Here is a 20,906-nt window from a genome sequence, read left to right on the forward strand (position 1 = left end):
CGAAAAACAATAATTGTAAGGAGAGGTGCAAAAAACATGAGTTTAAATATTATGTCAAAAGCAAGCAAAAAAAGAAAAAAAAGGTTAAGAACAACCTTGATTATAGTAGGAATAATTGTGTCTCTAATAGGAGTCCAATTAATTATTATGTATTCTACTATATTAAAATACGACTTAAAGATCTATCCCGAGGTATGGGTGGAGGATATAAATTTAGGTGGCATGACTAAGGATGAAGCGAAAAATGCTATTATTAAAAATCGTAATAATATTATTGCTAAAAAAGATATAACAATAAATCTTAATGAAAAACACTATACCGTCCATACATCAAAACTTGGAATAAAACAGGATTACAATGTTGTCATTAATAAAGCTTACGATATTGGTAGAAAAGAGAATTTATTTAAAAATTATTTTGCTATAACGTCTCCTGGCAAGCAAACTTTTGATGTTAAATATACCTACAATTATGCCATTCTAGATACCTTACTTAAAGATATTGCTAAGGACAACAATAAAAATGCAATAGATGCAACTATTTTCAGAAACAATTCAGGTCAATTAGTTATAACTGAAGATGAATATGGTCTTAGTGTTGATTCTGCCAGTTTAAAAAAAGCTATAATTAACAAAGTTAATACTATTGAAAAAGATCAAAATTTAGTAATCGAATCTAAATTAAAAAAAGTTGAACCTAAAATTAAAGAAAATGATTTAAAAGGTATAAATGCTGAAATATCTAGTGTTACAACTAACTTTAGAAATTCAAATGAAAATCGTTCAGAAAATATTAGAGTATCTTCTAATGCTATAAATGGGAAGCTACTTATGCCGGGAGATGTTTTTAGTTTTAATGATGTAGTAGGTGATAGAACTTCTGAACGAGGATATAAAACATCAAAAGAAATTGTAGGCGACAAATATGTAGATGGCATAGGTGGTGGAGTATGCCAAGTTTCAACTACACTTTATAATGCAGTACTTAGAACTAATTTAACATCTGTAGAAAGATATCCGCATACAATGCATTCTAGCTATATTGGTGCAGGATTGGATGCTACAGTTGCCTACGGTTCTCTCGATTATAGGTTTAAAAATACTACTTCTTATCCTATATATATAGAATCTGCAGTACATAACAAAAATGTAACATTTAGTATCTACTCAAATTCAATTCTTAACAATAAAAAATATGATATTGTTAATGAAATTGTAGGAAAGAAAGTAAATGTATTTAGAATAACATATGAGAACGGTAATCAAGTGTCTAAAACCTTTCTTTATACTGATAAACTTTCATAGAAAATATTAACATTAGTTGGACAACCTACCTTTCCTATGAACTGAACCCCTAAAAATGGTCATTGCGAAATCCCCCCAATTGTAGGATAAGAAAACTATGATTGGGGGGATTTTTATATTCAAGGCAAATTTTCTCTAGACAGAAGCTTTTCTTTTTTTAATTTACTCTATATCTAATCCTATTTTCTTAATATTCCTAATTAATTCCGACATTTCAATGTTTAATATAATTCTATAAAAAATTTAAAGACCCTTTAATATTATCATTTAAGTTCGGTAAATAAAAATTTCTTTGTACGAAGCTTGATCAGTAATATTACCTTTTATATCTGAATTAAAGAAAAATTGTATATCTGTCATATCATTTTTACTTAAATCGTCCAATGAAAGTACTTTTTTTATACTTTTCAATCCATCTTCAAGATATTTTTTTGATAAATTCATATTTCCTAATTGCTTGTATTTATTAGAAAGAAGTATATAACTATTTTTAGCATGTTTATCAGTACTAATAGAAAATTTTAATAATTGTATTATATTATCTGAATCTATACTTGAACATTTTTCAAAATCAAATGCTTTTAAATAATAAAGCATAGATTTTATATATGAATCAGTACTATTCATTAATATATTATCTAAAAATTTCCTTGTAAAATCTGATCTCTCGCTAACACCATCCTCAATCCAAGCTAATAATATTACAAGATATGCCTTGTACTTCACATCATCTACATTATGTTTTTCTAATAAATACTTAAGACAATTTATACATTTTTCATCATCATATAAATTATGTTCTAATAATATAAATCTAGAAACTAAATTATAATCTAATTTAAAATCACATTTTATGTGATTTTCCATATATTTTTCTATTTCAGCTATTACAGCTAAATCGATATTATCATTATCTTTATTTCCCTGTTCAATAATTTTATTCAATATATCATTCGTATATCTCACCTCCTTTTAAACTCTCACTACTAGATCAAGAATAAAACTTAAAAATCAGAATAAGTTAAAACATTAAATATAGACAATCAAAATATATTTGTAAATAAGAAAAAGCCTAGCGGAATTGCTAAACTTTTCTTGTTTTATGAATTATACGTATAATACTTTTAGCCAATTACATTTTTTTGTTTTTTCAGTTTCCATTTTTGTTCCTTCGAATTCCATCTTTAGTAATGTCATGTCTTTTTTAAATCCCATTAACCCCATAGCTATTAATACACTACCGATAACTCCTACTATAATATCTGACCCCATATGATTTTTCATCTCCTAAAATATCTCATAATTTCAATCTATGTTAAAACTATACTATGATATACAAAGGCTTAGCAACTTCTCAAATGGGTAGTTAATACGTTTACTTAGGTAAAATCATTTAAAATGATCTTAATTGCTATTATAAACTGAGATTGTGAAAAAATACTTTCACGAGATTAAATGACTCCTTTTAATCGGAGCAACAGCTGTAAAAAAATCACCAGATGTAATGGTTGACCTGCTAAAGCAAGCGGTAGCTTATGCCATACCTGGAACCTATGTTTTGTTCGATAGTTGGTTCACCTATCCGAAAACTTTAATAAGAATTTTGGAACTTAAATTTCATACAATGGCTATGGTTAAAGCTATTGTATGAGTTTGCAAAGGCAGAGAACCACTTTTTAAATAATCCAATCCCTTATAATTGAAATTTATGTTATAATTAGTAATTAATTGAACTATAATTTAGTTAACACCTGTAAAAATGACTGAATTTACTTATATTTATTTAAAAATATTAAATGAGGTGAACTATGAAAGATTATAAGGAGAAATCAAAACAAAATTTCAATATGCAAGCTAAAGTATATGATGAAAGTAATTATAGCAAGTATCCAAGAGAATGTTATCCTAACGTTATAAAAATATTATCTGAAATAGAGTTTGACACAATCTTAGACTTAGGATGTGGTACAGGCAGTGTTTTAGCTTTATTATTAGAACAAAAGCCTAATATACATGCTTATGGGCTGGATTTATCAGATGAAATGCTAACAATCGCAAGGCAAAAATTAGAAGAAAAAGCAGAACTAATACAAGGTGATTCGGAAAATCTACCCTATAAAGACAATAGCTTTGATGTAGTGATATGTACGGAATCCTTTCACCACTATCCTAACCCATTAAAAGCTTTAGATGAAATTCATAGGGTATTAAAACCACAGGGTAAATTTATTCTTTGCGATACGTGGATGTTTACTCCAATAAGGCAGATTATGAATGTTTTTATTAAATTCAGTGATGGTGGTGATGTAAGAATATATTCAGAAATTGAAATCACAAAAATGTTTAATGAAAGAAAGTTTAGAAATATCAGCTGGCATAAGTCAACAAAATATACCTATATATGTATCGGCGAAAAATAACTTACTTTCCATCTGAGTAAGAGTTTATTTTTTATCAAATAATTAATAATGTATATGCTGGAAATAAGCTTCCTGGTTTTCTGATAACTGGTGGAAGATCTCTTTTTAAAAGTTCTCCTAAGGGTTCAACAGAATCATAAAATTTATCACCTATACTTTTATAGTAAAGTGGCAATCTATCATCAAGGCCTGCAGTATGAGTTAACAAATTTCTAAGTGTAACTGGTTTTGGAAAGTCATTTTTGATTTTAAAACCAGTTACATATTTATTACCATACTTTAAACTTCTTGATATATACATTACATTTTGCCTAATTGTTAAAATTATTTACCAACATCTAACAACTATTAGTATATAGGCTATTTTTCTTGCAATGTATTTCAATATTTCTTAATTTTTTCTTACGATTTCCATACAACATGTAAGTATAAATTTGATACTCCAATCAATTTTTATGCTTTTACATTAACTATTTTCCAATAAGAATTAACAGTTAATATATAATATATTAAATAAATCAGAGTGTATACTCCCACAGTTATAAGAAGGGGATATACTAAGCTCGAGCTAAGCATAATTTGCAGAATTGTTAATGCAATAATACTATGTGTTATTCCAACAACTAAAGGTAGTGCAAATATAAAAATCATTTGCTTTGCTATAGAAATCCTTATTTCTGATTTTTTCACACCAATTTTTTTTAGTATATCGTATTTGTCCTTATCCTCACCAGCCTCTGACAGCTGTTTGAAGAATATTATACTTCCAGTGCATATCAAAAACACAAACCCTATAAATGATGCTAAAAATATTATAATACCCATACTAGTCATAGTATGTATGTAGCTCTTATAATATGATGATAGGGCTTCTTTACTACCTAGTGCTGTTTCTATTTCTGATGTAAGCTTTTTACTTTCTTTCTGATTTTCAATATTTATAAATCTTCTTTTTATAACCTTATCTTTATCATATAATTTATTGTAAACCTCATCCTTTACAACTACGGTATCTTGCATAAATGAATCATTTATATCAATTGAATTAGTTAGAAGGCTCTCTTTGAAATCTTTTATTTTTAAGGGAACTGTTCTATCCTTTATTTTAAGCTGTATATTCCTCCCAACAGGATTCTCCATCATCTTATCTGAATACATACGCATAAAAAATAATACTTCATCTGAATTTAAAGATATATTGTAATCTATTCCTCTTGCTTTTGATAATTCTTTCATAGTACTTTCTGATATAATAAAGGATTTTGAATTTGTTAATGGCTGCGTTTTCATCTTTGATATCTCAGGCCATTTACTATCTATAATTAAAAATTCGCTATTAGTAGAACTTTTAATTTTATTATTCGGATATTTATTTATGATCTGATCAATTTGTTCATCTAACGTTTTGCCATTGCTCTTATAGTCATAACTAAATGGGGTTAACTTATTTATACTATTTACTTGATCATAATAAAGCGATGCTGCGGTTCCCATAGCCGTAATAGTTGTTGCACTAAGCACTGCAATAGTAGCTAAAGATCTTCCATTAGCTTTTATTCTATATAAAAGCTGAGAAGTACCTATCATATTTAAGCCCCTAAAATATTTAACCTTATTTTTCTTAGAAAGCTTAACAATAAATACTATAAGTGAAGAGAAAAACATATAAGTTCCAATAACTGTACTAACTAATATAACTAACAATTTAGATAAATTATCAAATTTATAGGTTAGTGCCATATAATAACCCGTCCCAATAAAAATTATAGAAAGTAGAGCCAATATTAGTGAAGCTTTTGGCTGCTTCTGTGCCACCTTCTCTGATTTAAAAAGTTCTATTAGCTGAAATCTATAAATTAGTGTATATGAATGCACGGATGCTATAATAAATATCACTAAAAATACTATAATTGTGCTAATAATAGCCTTTAACGATATAGCAAATTTAACATTTACATCAAAGCTCATAATATGAATTAAAATCATTACAAATAATTTTGAAAATAACGTTCCTATTAATATGCCTGCCACAAGTGCCAGCGCTCCCATTACTAGATTCTCATAAAATAACATTCTTCCTATCTGCTTTTTCTTAACTCCAAGCATGGAGTATAAAGCTACTTCCTTTTTTCTTTTTTTAGTAAAAAATGAGTTTGAATACCATATAAACATAGCTACAAACACTGCTATAACAATGGAGGCTGCATTAAAAGCAGTACTTACTTTCATAGAATCCGCCGCTAAGTCTGTAACCTGTTTATTGTACTCGATGGAGGTAAAGGTATAATAAATCATTATGCAAAATACCATGGATACAAAATATATTAAATAGTTATGAAAATTTCTCTTTATGTTTCTAAAAGTAATATTAAATAAATTCATCTGTATATCACATCCTTTCTAAGTTAAATTGATACTTCATCGAAGTTCCCGCCTAAGGCAGCCAATACATCTAGTATCTTTTTAAAAAATTCTTTTCGTGATGTTGTGCCCTTGACAAGCTCCGTAAATAGCGAACCATCTTTTATAAATATTATCCGTTTGCAATAGCTGGCAGCAAAGGCATCATGCGTTACCATCATAATAGTAGCCCTTTGAGTTTCATTTAAATCACTTAAAGATTGTAAAAGTTCTGTGGAAGATTTAGAATCCAACGCACCTGTCGGTTCATCGGCTAGTATAATCTTAGGTTTAGTAATAATAGCTCTGGCAGCAGCTGCTCTCTGTTTTTGTCCCCCAGATACCTCATAAGGATATTTATTGAATATATCCTTTATACCTAAAGTAGCTCCTATAATACTAGCCCGTGCTTCAATATCTTTTATGTTTATTCTAGCAAGAGCTAATGGAAGCACCACATTTTCTTTTAATGTTAACGTATCGAGTAAATTAAAATCTTGAAATATAAAGCCTAATTTGTCTCTTCTAAAAGAAGCTAACTTATCTTCATTCATTTTTGCAAGATCTTCCTTATCAATAGTTACTACTCCCGAAGTTGGTTTATCTATAGTTGATATAATATTTAATAATGTAGTTTTTCCTGCACCTGAAGGCCCCATTATTCCAATAAACTCCCCTTCTTTTATTTCAAGGTTTATATCATTCAATGCAGTGTAAACATTCCCCCTTGAGCCGTAAACCTTTTTCAAATTTCTCGCAACTAATACATTTTCCATTTTTATTTCCTCCTTAAATCATCCTCTTCGAAGCTGCAATATTAACGACTTCAGAAGGAGATTTAGATTTTTACTGAAATTTCTCTTTGTTGTAGTATACCCCCACTTATAAAAGTTGGAGACTTCCTTCTGAAATGTCCCTAAAACCCTTTCGCTCCTTTCGCTTATTACAATTCTATTTTATAACAAATCTAATACCCAATCCATTGTGTAACATTACAAAGTCCATTCTAAACTTACATTGTTGTAAGTTTTAAAAAAATAGGGCTACAAACCACATTTTTAGTTTGTAACCCTATAATATTCTATAAGTTTTGGAAAATGAACTGTTACTCTAGTAAATTCAGAATGCATTGATTCAATAGTTATATGGTGACCAAGCTTTGTAGCAAGATTTTTTGATAGATAGAGTCCCATACCTGTGGCTTTAAAATCATCCCGTCCATTATATCCAGTAAATCCTTTGTCAAAAACCCTATTAATATCCTCAGATTTTATTCCAATTCCATTATCTTGGATAATAAGCTGTTTCTCATTGTGCTTTAATACTCCACTAATTTTAATAAGTCCATCGCTTGTTGTATATTTTAATGAATTTGATAAAATCTGATCCAAAATAAAGAAAAGCCACTTTTTATCTGAGTCTATAGTAAATTCTAAGTCACTTAATTCTATCTTTATTTTTTTACCTATAAATTCCTTTGCATGTTTTTTCACAACCCCAACAATTAGACTATGCATATTTATTTCATTTACTAAATAGTCCTTTGAAAAGCTATCTAATCGTGAATAGTACAATGCTTGTTCAACGTAATTCTCTATATGATCTATTTCATCCTCTAAGTTACTTAAGGTCTCCTCCTTAGACTTGTACATACTGTTCTCTATAACCAATCTACATGCAGAAATAGGCGTTTTTATCTCATGAACCCAGGAATTTATAAAGTCTACATTTTCTTTTTTCCCTTCATGTAATCTATCTGTTTTTAAATTGAATTCTTCGTTAACTTTCATAAGAATTTCTCCAAATAGCCTTTGTTCATAATTTAATGGCATAGGCAACGAATTAACAATATTCTCTTTCTGGTTATCTATAATACATTTAATAACATTATAATATCTTCTATTTTTTAAATACTCAAATATTAAGTAAAGTATAAACATAATAAACCCTACTATATTGATATAGGCTATATCGCCAACACTTATTTTTACTTCATTGTTAAAATACACCACCGATGAAATAAATAGCATCAATATAAAATAAAACAAAATTAAAAATATCCTGTCCCTTAAAAAATTTCTAAATCTCATAGTATTGTATACCCTTGCCTTTTTTTTGTTTTAATTAAGTCTTCTAGTTCAATATTCTCTAATTTTTTACGCAGTCTATTGATATTCACTGTAAGGGTATTATCATCAACAAAACTTTCATCCTCCCAGAGACTTCGCATAATTTTATCTCTGCTTATTAAATTGCCATTATTTTTCATAAGTAGATATAGAATGCTAAATTCATTTCTACTTAGTTCTACCCTCTTATCTTTAAAAAACACGCTATTATCCTTCATATTTAAAACAATGTTTTTATACTCAAGCACATTAGTCTGCGCATCTGCGTAGGAATATGTTCTTCTTATCAATGCATTTATTTTGGCCATCAATATTTCTAAGGAAAAGGGCTTTTGAATAAAATCATCTCCTCCCATATTAATTGCCATTATTACATCCATATTGTTATTCCTTGAAGAAACAAATATTATGGGAACCTTTGATATTTCTCTGATTTTATAGCACCAGTAAAAACCATCAAAATAAGGAAGGTTTATATCCATAAGAACTAGATGTGGAGAGTATTTTGAAAACTCGATAAACACCTCATTAAAGTTCTCAATGGCTTTTCCATCAAAACCCCATCTCATTACATTTTCAAGCAATATTTCTTTTATCCTAATATCATCTTCTACTATCATTATCTTAAACATGTAAAAACCTCACTTTAAAATGGAATTTGATTCTTCTCCATTATACTATAAAATGGGTATCTACACCATTATGTTGGCTTACAACATTAACCAAGTACTGTAATGTAAAACTATACTTTAAACATTAGTGGCTTTAAAAACTTAATATTACATGGCCCTTTACTTCCGGTTAGTTTAAAATATTTTGTATATTTATGTATTCACCATAAAGTTTAATTATATAAGTAATTAAAAAATATTTATTTAGCATAATATTAAATTTGCTTTCTATTAAATTGCTCTTTTAGATATGTTGAAATTTCGATTAAAGCCTCATCTGATTTATTCGTAATCTTATCCATTGAGATAAAGCCATGTGTAACACCTTTATATCTGGTAGAAATTACATTCACACCTGCTTCCTTTAATTTATTACCGTAAGCTTCACCGTCATCCCTTAATGGATCAAATTCGGCTGTGATTATGAGTGTGTCTGGTAAATCTTTAAAATTTTCAGATAATAAAGGCGAGGTATATCCACTTTTTCTTTCTTCTAAACTTGGAGTGTATAGGGATATAAATTTTTCAGAGTTTTCCCTTGTAAGATTATAATCCATACCAAAATACGACCAAGATTTAGTATTTAGTTGATAAATGTTTGTTGATGGATATATTAGTACCTCAGAGATTATGTGTGGGCCACCTTTATCACGTGCCATTTGTGCAACTACTGCAGAAAGGTTGCCCCCAGCACTGTCCCCTACAACACATATTCGACTGGAGTCCCCATTAATACTCTTAGCATATTTATAAACCCATTGGAGCACATTATATACGTCATTAAGACCAGCTGGGAATGGATCTTCTGGCGCAAGACGATAATTTACAGATACAACTATAGCCCTTGAATTTTTTGAAAGCTTCCTGCAAACATTGTCATAGTCATCAATACTACCGCTAATCCAACTGCCGCCATGTGAATAAATTATGATAGGCAATTCATTCCCATTGCCGTCAGGCGTATATATTCGCACTGGCACTTGATTTGAATCTGTTTTTATATCCATATTTTTTATATCGGAAAAGGGTATAGGTTTGGAATTCCATATAGTTGTTGACTTATGCAATGCTGCACGCATTTCATATATTGATTTTCCTTTAAGTGAAATAGGATTAAAATGCTCTTCTATTTTTGACATTACACCAAATAATGTATCAAGCTTACCATCACCTGTTCTAGAAAAGTTTTTAATTAAAAGAAAACAGTATATTGTAACAATCAAGACAATAGCAGAAAAAATCCAAAATATTTTTTTCTTTTTCATTCAATACCTCCACCATTAACTTAACTATTTACAAAATTCATTTTTATTTATGATTGGTACCAATCCTATGCAGTACTATGGATGGATTAATAAATAACTAAACTCATTGATATATCCATAAGTTAATATCACGAATAGATAGATATGTTAATCGCCTTTGTATTTTATATCGACTATATTATATTACCCTATTCAAATTTTGTTTATACTGACCATATAATGAACATAGGTTAATAATTATATGGAGTGCGCTTATTGGATATTTTATTTGAACATCGTTTAGTTACCAATTGATATTGGAAAGTTAATAGTTGTTTTATAGCTTTCTACATTTAAGCTAGTTGCAACTTTGATAGTTAATCAAACAGTAGCACAATAATTTAAAGGGCAGCCTCTTAGGAGATTGCCCAATTTGTTGTTTTATAATTTCTTTAATAAGGTGTTGGATAATCATAATCATAATCGTAATCATAATCATAATATGGATAAGGATAGAATGGAAAAAAATCAAAGACACCAAAAAGTCCACCACCGTGACCGAAGTTACCACCATGTCCAAAATGTCCACCGCCACCTCCGTGACCGTGTTGTCTTACAAGAAAGTCTTCATCTTCTTCTCTTTCTGTTGGATTACTCATAGACATTTGTCCCATCATACCAGTATAATCCATAGGTTGTTGCAACATAAATGGGCAAGGTTGATATGTTGGTTTACCATCTTTTATTTTTTCTTCCAAAATAAATCCTCCTAAATAAATTCTATGATATTATTATATTCACGGGATATGAAAGGGTACCTACCAGCAAAATTATTGATTGTTGAAAAGGATACATTATCATATTATGCAAATATCTTATTAGACTTGATGTATAAATAAAATACTGCATTAGGACGAATGCCCAATGCAGTATTTTATTGGAATTGCCTTGTAAAATATAATTCCAAGGTGACTTCCTTCCATTGCTAAAACTCTAGTTTAGACTTGCTTTATTTAATCTTCACGGCTTATTAGATTTTTCATAGATGTAAGTGATAATAATTCTCCTTCTGATATTAAAATTGCACTACGTTATATTATGTGTAATATAAAATTAATTAACTAAAAAAATTTAAAATAAAATGGTTCCTACCATTCATAAAAACCATACTCACTATAAAATACCATTTCTTCCATTTGATTATCGATTAGAGCCACCATTTGATTAATTTCATATATGGCATCAGCTTTAATCTCTTCAAGTTTTTTATATCCATAATTTATATTTATCCTCTTAATCTAATACTTAGTTTATTTTTTGCCTGCAGCTATAATAGCTTCTGAACGTTCATTAAATTCTTTTACATCTTCTGGAGTGCTAAAATTAATATTATTAGTCATAGTAGACATATCAGTGCTTGGATCGTCCTTTGATGCATAAGATTGTTCATTACTTAGCACTTTTACTGAACCAACCTTAAAACCAGTTGATTCTTTACTTGATTGTAATGTGGCGCCACTAGTGCTACTGCTTACATTAGCGTTTTTATTTTTATTATTCATAAGTATTCTCCCTTCAAATATATAAATTACACTGTATTAATAAGTGTATACTATAGCTTACCCAATTCTATAAAATATAGTTTAAGATAGCTATTATTATATGGTACAATCTTTAAGTGATTTATCGTCGCTGAATCTCACAAAAACCAAGAACTCCATTTTAATTAATTTAAAACTTTTATTGGTAATATTTTTTTAATATATTTGACAGATTATGTTTTATTCAGTAAAATATAATTGATAATGAGTATCAATGCTACACTGAGGATGTTTAATAATATGGTTGATTACGCTGATATTAATAAGGAAAATAAGAAATAAACTTTTGAGAATATAAAATAATTTAGGAGGACTTTATGGAGTTAAATGAAATAGTAAACAAAATAGAAGCATTTGGGACACCTCAAATAAAAAATGTATTGTCTAATCATGGAATATGCGAACCGTTCTTTGGAGCTAAAATAGCTAATTTGAAAAAGTTAGTTAAGTTTGTAAAGAAAAATGATGATTTGGCGAAAGAATTATATAAAACAGGGATTTATGATGCTATGTATTTAGCAGCATTATCTATAAATCCTAAAAGCATGTCAAAGGAAGAACTGAAAGGGTGGATAGATAAAGCTTATTGTTATCCAATTGCGGAATATATAGTTGCAACTGTAACGGCCGGAAGTGATTATGCAGTAGAACTTGCAAAGGAATGGATAACATCTGAAAATGAAATGATTGCAGCTTGTGGTTGGAGTACATATAGCATTTATATATCTGTAGCAGAGGATAATCTAATTGATATTAATGAAATAGGATATCTTTTAAATAAAATAGAAGCAAATATACGTAATGAAAAGAATAGGGTTAAATATACTATGAATGGGTTTATAATAGATGTTGGAACTTATATAACAGAATTAAATGAAAAAGCATTAAAGGTTGCTATTAATATAGGTAAAGTTAATGTTTTAATGAATAAAACTAGTTGTAAAGTGCCACTAGCTAAGGAAATTATAGAAAAAATGATTAATATGGATAAAATAGGAATTAAAAGAAAGAAATATATTTGTTAGGGGTTTAGCTCAAAACAATTAAAAAATAGCAACCAAGTGAAGGAAGAGACCCTTCCCTAATAAATTTGGCATAAACAAGTAAAAGAAGAAATTAAATACCAATTTATTAAAATTTATGAATGTAACACAATACTTTTGAGTTACATTCACAAAAACTACTTTTTATTTTAAAAGTTGTATTATGGTTATTGGCCCGACAATTCCATCTGGTTTTAACCCTCTTGAAGCCTGAAAATGCTGAACAGATAATAATGTGTTCAATCCAAAATTTGAATCAGATCCTGTTTTACCACAACTAAATCCTAATGCAATAAGTCGCTGCTGTATCCACCTTACAAGTTCATTATGGGTGCCTCTAGTAACAAATGTCTTAGCTACAACCTCATTAGTATGTGTACCTTTGATGCCATCTTCAACAAGCTTGTCCCCGTTTTTATCTTTTAAACCGACTAAGTTGACAGCATGTTGAAAAGCTACTACAACAATATTTACAGGTACATGTGAGACTGAATTAATAAATATATCAGATTTAAATTCATTTAAATCAACAGGTCCATTTATTCCGTCTACTCCCCCAGAGCTTGAATATTGAAATCCTATATAATTAATTGCATCGGGCTTTGCTACTCCATAATGGGCCACCCACAAAGGTATATCTTTAACTGAGCTATTTAAATTGTTTGCGTAAAAATAATCTCCTGTATAAATGCATACTTCCTTATTATTTGATATTAGATAATTCGCGAAAAGTCTTACATTAGAGCTTGTCTTAGTTACGGTTTGCCCTAATGCCACTTCTACATCTATAACGTATTTACAATCGGATGAAAGCCCTTCTATAACACTTAGAAAATGTTTTGCTTCTAATATTGGATCATTTGCTCTTAAAAAATGATAAAACCCAATTTTAAATCCTGCTTCAATTGCTCCACTATATTGTGATTGTAACAGTGGATTTTTATAATTGATTCCTTCCGTGGCTTTAATATAAACTATTTCTATTCCACTGTTTTTTACTTTTTTTAAATCTACATTTTGTTGGTAACTAGATATATCTATTCCTTTAATAAAACCCATCTCCAATTTTAATTATTTTCTCGTAACAATATATGTTTCAACCCACATCTTTGATACCGCTCAGGTGTTTATAATATTTTTATGTAACAAAGGAGTATCTTGCTGGTGAAAACTTCTCTGATATTTATTGTCCCCTGCCACATAGCTTAGTAGCTGTAGTATCAAATCAGCAATTAAACTTTCTATACCTTTCATATCCACAATACTATCCTCAATTACCTTTAAAAGTCACTCTGTTTTTAAGTTCATTGTAACTTATTGTACTTGCAATTATATATAAAGGTCTGTCTTTACTCTCATCAGATATTCTTCCACTATATTGCCCTATAATAGCGAGAAAGCAAAACATAATGCCAAACATAATTAAGTTAATGGAAAGTATTAGACCTAAATTTAATATATTGCTTTGCTTAAACAGTGAGGTTGTAATACTACTAATTAATAAAATAGTACCTATTAAACCTGCAAATGCTCCAAAGTAGCCAGTAATCATTAATGGTTTATAATAAATAAAATTTCATGGTTTTCAAGTGTTTGATCCATGACGGATTTTAATCTTTTGTAACTCTCATTTATAACAAGTTCTTCATTATACAAAGGCACTATTACAGAAAAAATAATTCCATTACTCATTATTATCATTCCCTTCACTTTAATTATTAAATGTTTCTCCACAATTAAAATTATAAGGGTAAATTGTATCAGCAGCATCAAATTAATATGTGAACTTTATGTGATAAGTTATATAAAAAGGCTACCTAAGAAAGGCAGCCAGTTACTGTTGGAGTGGTTACTACTATATTAAATCGTTTTTAAATCCTTTACCTCTCACCTCTGAAGCATCAACTATTATCATAAAAGCATTATTGTCTATTTCTTTAATTATTAATTTTAATTCGGGAATTTGATGGAGTGCTACTGTACAGAATAATATTTTTTGATGATTACCAGTATATGCACCTTCTCCATATAAAAAAGTAACTCCTCTATGCATTTTATACAAAATTCCACTACAAATTTCTTTTTCTTTTGTAGTAATAATAAGAACTAATTTTTGTTTTTTCATTCCATGAATTATTCTATCGGTAACTTCAGCCGTTATATACATAGAAGCTATAGTATACAACGCGCTAGTTACTCCAAAAAAGAAAGTACCGATACAAACAATTATCATATTAACACAAAATGATATTTGTCCTATATTAAAGTTATCATGTTTTACTTTTATCAAAGCTGAAACAATGTTGGCTCCTCCTCCGGAACCGTGATTGCTGAATATTATTCCTATGCCAATTCCATTTAATACTCCACCGTATAAACATAATAGTAACGTATCGTTTGTGCCAATCAGTTCTTTTAAAGGAGCAGTTAAAATTAAGAACAAAGAAAATGAGATTATACCTATAATTGAAAAAATAGTAAATCGTTTGTTAAGATATTTATAACTTAGTATTAATAACGGAATATTTAATAAGAGTATAGTATATCCAGCAGGAAATTTAAATAAATATTGGATAATTAACGATATACCAGTTGCACCACCACTTAGAAGTTTGGCTTTGGAAATAAACAAATTAATTCCGAGTGAAGATATCAAACTTCCCAGTAGTATAAAGAAGATATTCTTAATGATATTTTTGTTTATATAATTAAACATATTGTTTCCTCCTCCAGAGTAAAGCTATTTTTCAGAGTCTATAATAGTCTTTAACATGAAAACTTTATGAATTAATCATATAGACCTTCTTGTTATAGTGTGTCATAACAGTATCATTATATGAATTAAATGTAAATAAGAATAAAAAACCACCATGTACCTAATACAGTTCTACTGCATAGTAAATGGTGGATTAAAACTAGATTTTTTTTGTTTTATGGCGTTATCCTAATACATAAGCTTGTTATTTTGTAGTATCGGTTTTTGAATCCCCCTTTTGAGAACTAGAGATTAAACTAAGTTCTGCAGATGGGAAAATTTTAATATTTTAACTATTCTTAAACATACCTAAACTATATAAATAGGTAAAATCATATTGTTTTACTTTTTATATCGGTGTTTTATCTTAATTTGCTTTGTCTGTACACCTTCATAAGATATGAATATATACACTAATAAGAGAAATAATAAATAAAAATAACGTTCCGTAATAATACTTTTTTATTGATATATTTAAATGTACGTGCTAAGGTGTTAAAGTAACAGATACAAATTAATTTTACCTTTTAAATAAATTTGATATCATTTAAACAGTACTCTAATTTTGTAGTACAGATAATTGTTTAATTAAAGATAAAGAGGAGTGATATGCAGTGGCAGAGAAAAATAAAAGAGAGATGTTTTCTACAGGATTTGCAATTTTTTTTGCAACATTAGGTTCAGCCGTAGGTTTAGGTAACATATGGAAATTCCCTTATTTAATAGGGTCTAACGGTGGAGGAGCTTTTCTCTTAGTATATCTTTTATGTGTTGTATTAGTTGGTATTCCCATTATGGCATGTGAATTTTACATTGGAAGAAAATCAAGGAAAAATGCAGTCGGAGCTTTTAAAAAATTAAATGCTGCTAAAGGCTGGAAAACTATTGGATTAATGGGGACATCTACAGCATTTCTAATAGCATTTTTTTATAGCTGTGTTGCAGGATGGGTTTATTCCTATGTATTCAAGGCAATAAAGGGCGATTTTAGGGGGGTTACTTCTAGTACTGCTTCGGCAAAATTCATGTCAACCTTAATTGGACCACTGTCTCCAATAGTATGGCAATTTATAGTTCTCATCGTAGTTTCAATAATCTTAATTGCAGGAGTTAAAAATGGAATTGAAAGAATAACAAAGACACTTATGCCTGTATTATTCATACTAATTATTATATGTGGTGCAAGGGCATTAACACTTCCAGGTGCATCACAAGGATTAAAATTTTTATTTCATGTGGATTTTTCGCAATTAACTGGACGTGTTATATTAGCAGCTCTTGGTCTAGCCTTTTTCAAACTGTCCCTCGGAATGGGAACAATGATTACTTATGGAAGTTATTTTACACCTGATAATAATATGATAGCAACTTCAGTTAAGGTTGCTTTATCTGACTCACTAATTTCAATATTGGCAGGAATTGCAATATTCCCAGCCGTATTCTCTTTTGGTCTAAAACCTAGTGAAGGTCCTGGTCTTTTATTTATGACTATACCACTTGTATTCTCAAAAATACCTTTTGGCAGTGTATTATTAGTCGCATTTTTCTTTTTAACTGCAATAGCCGCTACAACAGCACTGATATCTATGGTTCAAGTCCCAGTTGCGTATTTTACAGAAGAAAAGGGTATGAGTAGAACGAAAGCTGTATTATTTACAACAAGCATAATGATGGTGTTTGGAATTCTCGCAACATTATCGGCTCATCCCACGAGTGCCCTTGCTAATATTCATATAATAGGCCAGAGAGGATTTTTCGATACCTTTGACTACTTATCTTCAGATATATTACTTCCAATAGGTGGGCTTTTAATAGCGATTTACGTTGGATACTTTACTAAAAAGGAAGATTTCAAACTAGAACTATCAAATCAAGGAACTTTAAATAACGATTCTGTGTTAAACATTATATATGTATTTATTAAATTTATATCACCAATCCTTCTTTTAATTATTTTCTTAAATTCTATAGGAATAATTAAATTTTAAATAAAAATATTTATTAACAAACCACTTCATTACTGAAGTGGTTTACCTTTCACATCTATGCCACTAATTTGGTTTTCAACCTTAATAACATCAACTACTGTGATGCATTTCTTCGGCTAATTCCAGTTCGTTATCAATCTTTTCAAATCTATTTACCATTTTACCATCAACTTCTTTTTTCTCTAAAAACATACTTAATGGTCTAACCCATATTCCTCTTTCTCCATAAAGGGCCTGATAAACCACCATATCTTCACGCGTTTCTGAGTGTTTTGCTACATAAAGCACTAAATACTCATTGCCTTTAAAATGTCTATATTTTTTACCGATTACAATATTATTTTCATTCATTAATACATACCTTCTTTATAGAAATATATTTTTTAGGCTTTAAATCTTCCAACTTATTATCTCTTCTAAATTGAAATGAGTGAGTTTAATTACATGCTTGATCTGAAGACATTACTGCCACTCCCTCATTTTTCTATTTTTCACGGTTAATAAATATTTATTTTTTTATAAAATTTAAGTTTAATACGTAAGTTACCATTAGAATTATAGACATACTTAGCTTACTTCATTATACCCGCTTTTCTTACCTTATGCACTCAATACTTTCTACAGTATTACCTTCTTCTTGCCAATTTAAAAACATCATCAATATATCACTAATAATTTCTTCAGGAATCGTTTCGCTCATTTATAGATATATAACAAATCGAGTAGGAGCTAAATAATTAATTTATTTAGCGACCTCTCACACCACCGTGCATACCGTTCGGTACACGGCGGTTCAATAGAAATTAATGTTTTAATAAATATGTCTCAGATATAGAAACTAATCCTATATTTTTAAGGTATTTATTGGTCAATGTTTTGTTTAATATAGGGCTATTGGATGTTCTCCAATAGCCTTTCCTTGTATTTGCATATTGCAAAGCTTTATTGTTTGGTATTCCTAATTTAACAAGGTTCCCATATTTTGTTTTAATCTTTTTCCATTGTTTCCAAAAACACATTCTAATTCTTCGCCTTAACCATTCATCAAGTGTTTTAAGAATACTTTTAATGTCTGCAATAGCAAAATAATTTATCCATCCAACTATCACTTGCTTAAGTTTCATAAACCTATATTTCATGCTCATCGCATTACTTCTTGAAGTTAATTCTTTTAGCTTTGCTTTGAATTTGATTATAGGTTTTTGAGGAACTCTCATTCTGTATTCACCTTTTGCTCGGTAAAATGAAAATCCTAAAAATTTAAGTTTCCAAGGTCTATCTACTGTACTCTTTTCTTTATTCACTCTAAGCTTTAACTTTTCCTCAATAAATCTCGTAATACTCTTCATTACTCTATTTGCTGATTTCTCACTTTTGACGTATATATTCGCATCATCAGCATATCTACAAAAGTTTAGTCCTCGTTTTGTTAGTTCTACATCGAGTTCATGTAACATTACGTTACTTAATAATGGGGACAAAGGCCCGCCTTGAGGTGCTCCTTCTTCTGTATTCATAAATACCCCATTTATCATCACTCCACTTTGTAGATACTTTCGTATCAGAGAAATTACTCTACTATCTTTAATATCTTCCGATAGTATCCTTATTAATTTATCATGATTTATCGTATCAAAGTATTTAGAAAGGTCTATATTCACCGTCCATGTATGTCCAGCATTAATATATCCCCTACATTTTTCAACAGCTTGTTTTCCACTTCTTAAAGGTCTAAAACCGTAACTATTATCAGAAAATTTCTTTTCATATATTGGTATTAGAGTTTGTGATATCGCTTGTTGAATAACTCTATCTAATACAGTAGGTATTCCAAGTAGCCTAATTCCACCGTCAGGTTTTGGTATTTCTACCCTTCTTACGGCTAGAGGTCTATATCTACTTTCTAATAATGATTGCCTTAATTCTTGTCCATGCTCTTTTAGATAATGTAGAAGTTCATCTACTGTCAAACCATCAATCCCATGACTTCCTTTATTGGCTTTTACTCTTTTATATGCTTTATTCATATTATCTCTCGATAATATCTGCTCGAGTAAACCATTATCATATTCATTCACATCGTTTCTTCCTTCTTCTGACATAGAGGAAATACTATGCACTTCTACATTACCTTCGAGTTCCACTCTATTCTCTCGTAGAGAGCCTTCTTTATGAAGTTGTCTGCTTTTATCATATTTTCTCGTATCCTTCAAAATTCCAAACCTCCTATTGTTCAGTCCTTCCCACGCTAACGCGTTTTGCATGGTACTATGACGTCTGCTGACTTCTGATAGTTCAGCCATACATCACTGTATGGGTTGTTATTTCTAAATTCATATCCACAACTTACCTATCAGATCTCCCCGGGTAAGAACGCAATCTTTCACTCCATCTATCTGCTACATTTACACCACTTGTTTCGAATAGTTTTGGGCTTCGTTTTGTATTGCAAACTTACCCACAAGCATATGCCTTATATGTAGTTTCTGTTCGTCAGACCGGAGTTTGGCCGCCAACTTCCTTCAGATTCCATCTCACGATGGACACCCTTGTCTTAAGCTATGCACTTGGCACTATTAACCCGTGCTAGGGACTTTCACCCATTAGATTGCGCCCATGCCGGGCGCACAATAAAAGCCCTATGTCTGCTTTTGCAGACATAGGGTAATTAAAAAAAATCATCTAACTCATAATTTATTTAGTGTTTTCAGCATAGGCATTATCCCAAGTATTCAAGAATACATAATCTTTTGCATCTTTTTTATTGTTATGTTCTTTACTTTCTGCAATTTCCCCAATAGGAGTCATTGCAACTACTTTGTAATTTTGTGGAATGGCTAATGCTTTTTTTATAATATCTTCATCAATTGCAGCAATCCAACAAGTTCCATAACCCTCATTAGTAGCTGACAAAATAAAATGCTCCATAGCAATGGCACTATCCACTAAATAATACTCTCTGTTTTCAACTTCTCCAGAAGCATCTGGCTTTGCTACTATAACCGCCGTCATCGGAGCATCTAATATTGATTGTGCTGCTGAATTGTCCTTATTCATTATAGATTTAGAAATTTGTTCTAGTTTGTTTTTTTCATCCACTAAAATAAATTTGTATGAAGTATTATTTTTCCATGAAGGGGACATCATAGCTGAATCAATCATTTTTGCTAATTTTTCTTTATTTACTGGGGTATTCTTAAATTTTTTAATACTTTTTCTACTTTTGACTACATCATAAAATTCCATATAACACACTCCTTTAATTATAGTATGTGTAATCGCTTCATAAATAATGTAGTTGTTTCACCTAAAATTTTAAAGATAGAATTAAAAAAATAAAAAAGTGTACT

Annotated in this window: 21 protein-coding genes and 1 pseudogene; 5 read left to right on the forward strand and 17 right to left on the reverse strand. The window is 29.7% G+C overall.

Translation table 11 applies throughout. The features are described 5' to 3' along the window. Window positions 1-36 precede the first annotated feature (36 nt). Entirely contained in the window at window positions 37-1,305 is a 1,269-nt protein-coding gene (locus ACWJJ2_RS04295; protein ID WP_462953887.1) for a VanW family protein, read from the forward strand. A 267-nt stretch (window positions 1,306-1,572) separates the two neighbouring features. Here ACWJJ2_RS04295 and ACWJJ2_RS04300 read toward each other — a convergent pair whose 3' ends face one another. Both ACWJJ2_RS04300 and ACWJJ2_RS04305 read right to left on the reverse strand, forming a co-directional pair. Then, the gene (locus ACWJJ2_RS04300; protein WP_462953888.1) at window positions 1,573-2,250 is read right to left on the reverse strand and encodes a hypothetical protein; all 678 of its coding nucleotides are present in this window, start codon (window positions 2,248-2,250) and stop codon (window positions 1,573-1,575) included. Between the two features lie 162 nt (window positions 2,251-2,412). Then, window positions 2,413-2,577: a hypothetical protein gene (locus tag ACWJJ2_RS04305; RefSeq protein WP_220286835.1), complete on the reverse strand. Its 165-nt coding sequence runs from the start codon at window positions 2,575-2,577 to the stop codon at window positions 2,413-2,415. A gap of 232 nt (window positions 2,578-2,809) precedes the next feature. Between ACWJJ2_RS04305 and ACWJJ2_RS04310 the strand changes: the two genes are divergently transcribed. Further along, window positions 2,810-2,956 carry a transposase gene (locus tag ACWJJ2_RS04310; RefSeq protein WP_216304358.1) on the forward strand — a complete coding sequence of 49 codons (147 nt, stop codon included), beginning with the start codon at window positions 2,810-2,812 and terminating at the stop codon, window positions 2,954-2,956. Between the two features lie 157 nt (window positions 2,957-3,113). Further along, a complete protein-coding gene (locus tag ACWJJ2_RS04315; RefSeq protein ID WP_220286834.1) occupies window positions 3,114-3,725 on the forward strand; it encodes a class I SAM-dependent methyltransferase in 612 nt (203 codons plus the stop codon). A 34-nt stretch (window positions 3,726-3,759) separates the two neighbouring features. On the opposite strand, the gene ACWJJ2_RS04320 is transcribed toward ACWJJ2_RS04315, so the two are convergent. From ACWJJ2_RS04320 to ACWJJ2_RS04355, 8 genes are all read right to left on the reverse strand, one after another. Then, window positions 3,760-4,026, reverse strand: a complete 267-nt coding sequence (locus ACWJJ2_RS04320; protein ID WP_216304356.1) for a serine hydrolase domain-containing protein — start codon at window positions 4,024-4,026, stop codon at window positions 3,760-3,762. Between the two features lie 152 nt (window positions 4,027-4,178). Further along, entirely contained in the window at window positions 4,179-6,107 is a 1,929-nt protein-coding gene (locus ACWJJ2_RS04325) for an FtsX-like permease family protein (RefSeq protein ID WP_220286833.1), read from the reverse strand. A 23-nt stretch (window positions 6,108-6,130) separates the two neighbouring features. Beyond that, window positions 6,131-6,901 carry an ABC transporter ATP-binding protein gene (locus ACWJJ2_RS04330; protein WP_220286832.1) on the reverse strand — a complete coding sequence of 257 codons (771 nt, stop codon included), beginning with the start codon at window positions 6,899-6,901 and terminating at the stop codon, window positions 6,131-6,133. A 282-nt stretch (window positions 6,902-7,183) separates the two neighbouring features. After that, window positions 7,184-8,173 carry a sensor histidine kinase gene (locus tag ACWJJ2_RS04335; protein ID WP_268064147.1) on the reverse strand — a complete coding sequence of 330 codons (990 nt, stop codon included), beginning with the start codon at window positions 8,171-8,173 and terminating at the stop codon, window positions 7,184-7,186. Window positions 8,174-8,211: 38 nt separating this feature from the next. Next, window positions 8,212-8,886 (reverse strand): response regulator transcription factor, encoded by a 675-nt coding sequence (locus ACWJJ2_RS04340; RefSeq protein WP_216304352.1) that lies wholly within the window; start codon window positions 8,884-8,886, stop codon window positions 8,212-8,214. A 254-nt stretch (window positions 8,887-9,140) separates the two neighbouring features. Further along, the gene (locus ACWJJ2_RS04345; protein WP_462953889.1) at window positions 9,141-10,190 is read right to left on the reverse strand and encodes an alpha/beta hydrolase; all 1,050 of its coding nucleotides are present in this window, start codon (window positions 10,188-10,190) and stop codon (window positions 9,141-9,143) included. 431 nt (window positions 10,191-10,621) lie between these two features. Further along, a complete protein-coding gene (locus ACWJJ2_RS04350) occupies window positions 10,622-10,927 on the reverse strand; it encodes a hypothetical protein (protein WP_220286830.1) in 306 nt (101 codons plus the stop codon). 552 nt (window positions 10,928-11,479) lie between these two features. Then, window positions 11,480-11,731 carry a hypothetical protein gene (locus ACWJJ2_RS04355; protein WP_220286829.1) on the reverse strand — a complete coding sequence of 84 codons (252 nt, stop codon included), beginning with the start codon at window positions 11,729-11,731 and terminating at the stop codon, window positions 11,480-11,482. Between the two features lie 356 nt (window positions 11,732-12,087). Between ACWJJ2_RS04355 and ACWJJ2_RS04360 the strand changes: the two genes are divergently transcribed. Further along, complete coding sequence (locus ACWJJ2_RS04360; RefSeq protein WP_220319722.1) at window positions 12,088-12,795, forward strand: DNA alkylation repair protein; 708 nt, start codon at window positions 12,088-12,090, stop codon at window positions 12,793-12,795. Between the two features lie 162 nt (window positions 12,796-12,957). Here the strand turns inward: ACWJJ2_RS04360 and ACWJJ2_RS04365 are convergent, their stop codons facing one another. The 4 genes and pseudogenes from ACWJJ2_RS04365 to ACWJJ2_RS04380 form a co-directional block, all read right to left on the reverse strand. Then, window positions 12,958-13,872: a GH25 family lysozyme gene (locus tag ACWJJ2_RS04365; RefSeq protein WP_462953890.1), complete on the reverse strand. Its 915-nt coding sequence runs from the start codon at window positions 13,870-13,872 to the stop codon at window positions 12,958-12,960. 211 nt (window positions 13,873-14,083) lie between these two features. After that, window positions 14,084-14,365: a hypothetical protein gene (locus ACWJJ2_RS04370; RefSeq protein ID WP_462953891.1), complete on the reverse strand. Its 282-nt coding sequence runs from the start codon at window positions 14,363-14,365 to the stop codon at window positions 14,084-14,086. An 11-nt stretch (window positions 14,366-14,376) separates the two neighbouring features. Continuing rightward, a pseudogene (locus tag ACWJJ2_RS04375) lies at window positions 14,377-14,505 on the reverse strand (glycosyltransferase); the annotation flags it as partial. 163 nt (window positions 14,506-14,668) lie between these two features. Further along, entirely contained in the window at window positions 14,669-15,529 is an 861-nt protein-coding gene (locus ACWJJ2_RS04380) for a YitT family protein (protein WP_165414108.1), read from the reverse strand. A gap of 677 nt (window positions 15,530-16,206) precedes the next feature. Between ACWJJ2_RS04380 and ACWJJ2_RS04385 the strand changes: the two genes are divergently transcribed. After that, window positions 16,207-17,556, forward strand: a complete 1,350-nt coding sequence (locus ACWJJ2_RS04385) for a sodium-dependent transporter (RefSeq protein ID WP_165414114.1) — start codon at window positions 16,207-16,209, stop codon at window positions 17,554-17,556. A 90-nt stretch (window positions 17,557-17,646) separates the two neighbouring features. Here the strand turns inward: ACWJJ2_RS04385 and ACWJJ2_RS04390 are convergent, their stop codons facing one another. The 3 genes from ACWJJ2_RS04390 to ACWJJ2_RS04400 form a co-directional block, all read right to left on the reverse strand. Continuing rightward, entirely contained in the window at window positions 17,647-17,907 is a 261-nt protein-coding gene (locus ACWJJ2_RS04390; RefSeq protein ID WP_165414112.1) for a DUF1653 domain-containing protein, read from the reverse strand. Window positions 17,908-18,359: 452 nt separating this feature from the next. After that, complete coding sequence (gene ltrA, locus ACWJJ2_RS04395; protein WP_462952630.1) at window positions 18,360-19,769, reverse strand: group II intron reverse transcriptase/maturase; 1,410 nt, start codon at window positions 19,767-19,769, stop codon at window positions 18,360-18,362. Window positions 19,770-20,250: 481 nt separating this feature from the next. Beyond that, the gene (locus tag ACWJJ2_RS04400; RefSeq protein ID WP_216304310.1) at window positions 20,251-20,802 is read right to left on the reverse strand and encodes a nitroreductase family protein; all 552 of its coding nucleotides are present in this window, start codon (window positions 20,800-20,802) and stop codon (window positions 20,251-20,253) included. Window positions 20,803-20,906 lie beyond the last annotated feature (104 nt).

Source organism: Clostridium sp. CM039 (assembly GCF_055081075.1).